General features: G+C 58.6%; 5 protein-coding genes. 3 read left to right on the top strand and 2 right to left on the bottom strand.

The window, feature by feature from the left end; translation table 11 throughout:
* The coding region (locus NKJ08_RS38325; protein WP_352786339.1) for a DUF6074 family protein at positions 1-409 on the bottom strand (409 nt) is incomplete at its 3' end.
* A gap of 18 nt (positions 410-427) precedes the next feature.
* Positions 428-745: a glucosidase family protein gene (locus NKJ08_RS38330; protein ID WP_352615280.1), complete on the bottom strand. Its 318-nt coding sequence runs from the start codon at positions 743-745 to the stop codon at positions 428-430.
* A gap of 203 nt (positions 746-948) precedes the next feature.
* Here NKJ08_RS38330 and NKJ08_RS39220 point away from each other — a divergent pair, with 203 nt between their 5' ends.
* From NKJ08_RS39220 to NKJ08_RS38345, 3 genes are all read left to right on the top strand, one after another.
* On the top strand, positions 949-1230 hold the full coding sequence (locus tag NKJ08_RS39220) for a hypothetical protein (RefSeq protein ID WP_502898812.1): 282 nt from the start codon (positions 949-951) through the stop codon (positions 1228-1230).
* Positions 1231-1637: 407 nt separating this feature from the next.
* Positions 1638-1868, top strand: coding sequence for a hypothetical protein (locus NKJ08_RS38340; RefSeq protein WP_023680941.1), 231 nt, complete (start codon positions 1638-1640; stop codon positions 1866-1868).
* Between the two features lie 259 nt (positions 1869-2127).
* Complete coding sequence (locus tag NKJ08_RS38345) at positions 2128-2346, top strand: hypothetical protein (protein ID WP_023680942.1); 219 nt, start codon at positions 2128-2130, stop codon at positions 2344-2346.
* Positions 2347-2828 lie beyond the last annotated feature (482 nt).

The raw sequence follows: 2828 nt of genomic DNA on the forward strand, positions 1-2828 counted from the left end.
GTGCGGCACTATCCGGTGTTGAGCCATATTGCTTTTGAGAGCGAAGGATGCGGCTGATCGCCGTCGCATAGCGGCTGATCTCGGCGTCGATCTGGGTTGGGGTAAAGCCTCGGCGTTCGAGCTTCTTCCGCTCCTGTGCAACATGCAGCGACCAGTAGCGCTGTCCGGCTTGGTAGGTGCGAGCGTTCAGCGCGGTTGGTATGCTGCGAAGACGTAACCTTGCACCTCGACTAAGGCGATCGGTCCCTTGGGAACAGTGCCGTCGGTATGGAAAGATCGCATCGGCACTGTCCTTCCAGCCCTGATTGAAGAGGCCCGTATCCGCTGCCCTGCTGTAGGTAACGAACCCTCCCCGTTGCGGGCTCCGACTTCTTCCATCGAAGCCGTGGCAGCACCCAGTGATTCCCAAATGCGATCGACAAAGTCCTCATCTCCGGTCCTGTCGGCCGAACGGCAACTCGCGAAGCACGGCCATCTCGCCCTTGCGCGTTTCGTGCATGATCTTGCCTGGGTCCGCGTCTCCGAAGACGGAAGTCTCGGTCGATTGGTAGCGGGCGAGAAACGCCAGCACGCCACGGGCAAGCTCGGGATTGAGCCAGAGCATCTGCAAGGCGGAAATGACTCCGTCGCGACCAAAGGCGGTTGAGAACCACGGAATGCCGGCATACGGGTATGGTCCCGTCTCGAGGTCGGTTGTCAGGAGCGCGATGTCGGCACGTGTGCGGGCCAGCCAGTCATTGAACACGCGTCCGGAACTGAAAACGGTGGCGCCTTGCCGGCGCTTTGAGCGAATCGCACATCGCGCTCGCGCAGCGGCGGCACGAAACCGGTCACTGGACGGAATCTCTTCGCCGTGACCGACCATCCAGATGGAGGATCCTGCGGTCACGGCTCGGCACGACAATGCGGAACTCGGCGTAACTGGAATGCACCTGATCCGGCTCCGCAATGACCGACTGGCGCGCCACATTATCAAGCCCTTCGTACCGAAATGTGACGCTTGCCTCACCAATCAGCGCGTCATGGGGCACGACCGCGATGGCTACGCGTGGTGCCGCGCACCGCGAACATGTCTCGGAAATCGGCATCGAAGTCGACACGGACCGGCAACGCAATCTCGCGCGCGAAGTAGTTGGTGAAGGTAATGCGCTCGAGCAACGGGGGGCTTCGCGCGAGCCAGTTATCCGATCTGCCGCTCAGAAATTTTTACCAAATATTCCGACCTCCTGATGGAACCCATTCGTTGCGGGCGAGTTGCGGCTCATTGGGACGGACTTCCCGAACATGACAACCAGCAACAAAGCAGACCATCAGTCTGTCTCCGAAGCGTTTCGGAAACTGATCCGTTCCGAAGGCTATCGTCATAACGTACAAACGTTCTTAAATCTGGGGGTCGAACCAGAACTGCCGCCAACCCTACAGTCATTACTTGCGGCTATTGATCGGGCCAAACAGGCCCCGACGGAAGAAGGTCCCTAGCCGGCTGGGTGAGCGTCAAAGCGGAAGAGTACAGAGGCTCGCTGCGTGCTTGTTCTCTAATCCCCTCTTGGAAATTTCCTACAAACATTCCCTTGATTTTTCCCGACAGAGGGTCATGAATGTTCCGCGTGGGTTCTCGCTGAGGTGGGAGGCCTGGTATGAACGTTTGGACGAACTGCCGACCCATCAAAGTGACTGCCAATGAGCTTGTTGAAGAGCTGATTTTACGAGCCCGGCGCGGCCAAATCATCATCTCCGTCAAAGAGACTATCGCAGCGGTGCGCCGAGACGGCCCGCATCTGGCGGAAAGTGACTGCGAGCTGGTGGAGCTTATTGTCGATCTTGCCCCAACCTTTGGCATGTTCGTCGCGTTCGACCTTCGCGAATAGCCTGATGGCAGGTTCTTCCCTCCGGTATACGTCGGGACGATTCGACCCAAGGTTGTGGACGAAAGGCGGATCGAAGCGCTCTATGGTCGGAGGAGGTCTGCGCGCGAGCCAATTATCCGATCACCGATCAGAAACTCGAGCTAAAAATTGCTGACTGTTGCGGCCTAGCACCGTGCCAATTCGTACGATTCGTACATGGCGTTGATGTCGGTCAGGAAGTGAGTAGATTCCCCTTCGGCGTGTCCCTGGGGAGGGCCGGATGAGCGTCGCGCAAAGGGTCGGTCCGCTTCTAGAGCAAGCAATCACTGTACTCCTCAACAGGGCGGACCGTCGCGACACGGTCTCGATCAAAGCGGCACTACGCGAAGCTCGGGAGGCTGCGCCTTATTTGGTGGCCTCCGACGAAGAACTGACCGAGGCGATCCTCGAGGCAGCAACTGCCATGGGCCTCTGCGTGCCTTTCGACGGTCGCGAATAGCTGTCAGCCAGCTTCGCTTGTCGTGACCTGGCAATGGCGACCGTGTGCTGCCATTCATTCTCGACATTCCCGCCTTGGCGTGACAGCCCTCACATTAACGCTCTCGCCGAGGACGAATAAGCATCGGATGCCGCAGATTTCCGAATGGTCCTTTGAGGCGATCGCCGCAATGGCTAGACCGACAACAAGCGAAATGACTAGGGCGACACCCACCGGAAGATGATGCATACCGGCTTCGTACCGACCGCTCGGATAAACGTCGATGGACGTTTGGAAACACCCGTCACGGACTCAGACCATCCCTAACAAATGGTTAGCCGTCCTCATCGCTGAGCCGGTTTATAGAGAGGAAACCCGCTAGCCGCCCTAAGGCCCCTTCATGGCTCGCCACTGGTTCAACCCTCCGGTCCCCGTCAAGACCGAGCGTCCCGGGATCATTCGCAACGTCAACAACGCCGAGACAGCCGGCGAGGAGCTGATGA

Origin of the sequence: Mesorhizobium sp. M0244 (genome assembly GCF_040321795.1) — a bacterium.
In the GTDB taxonomy this organism is placed as follows: Bacteria; Pseudomonadota; Alphaproteobacteria; order Rhizobiales; family Rhizobiaceae; genus Mesorhizobium.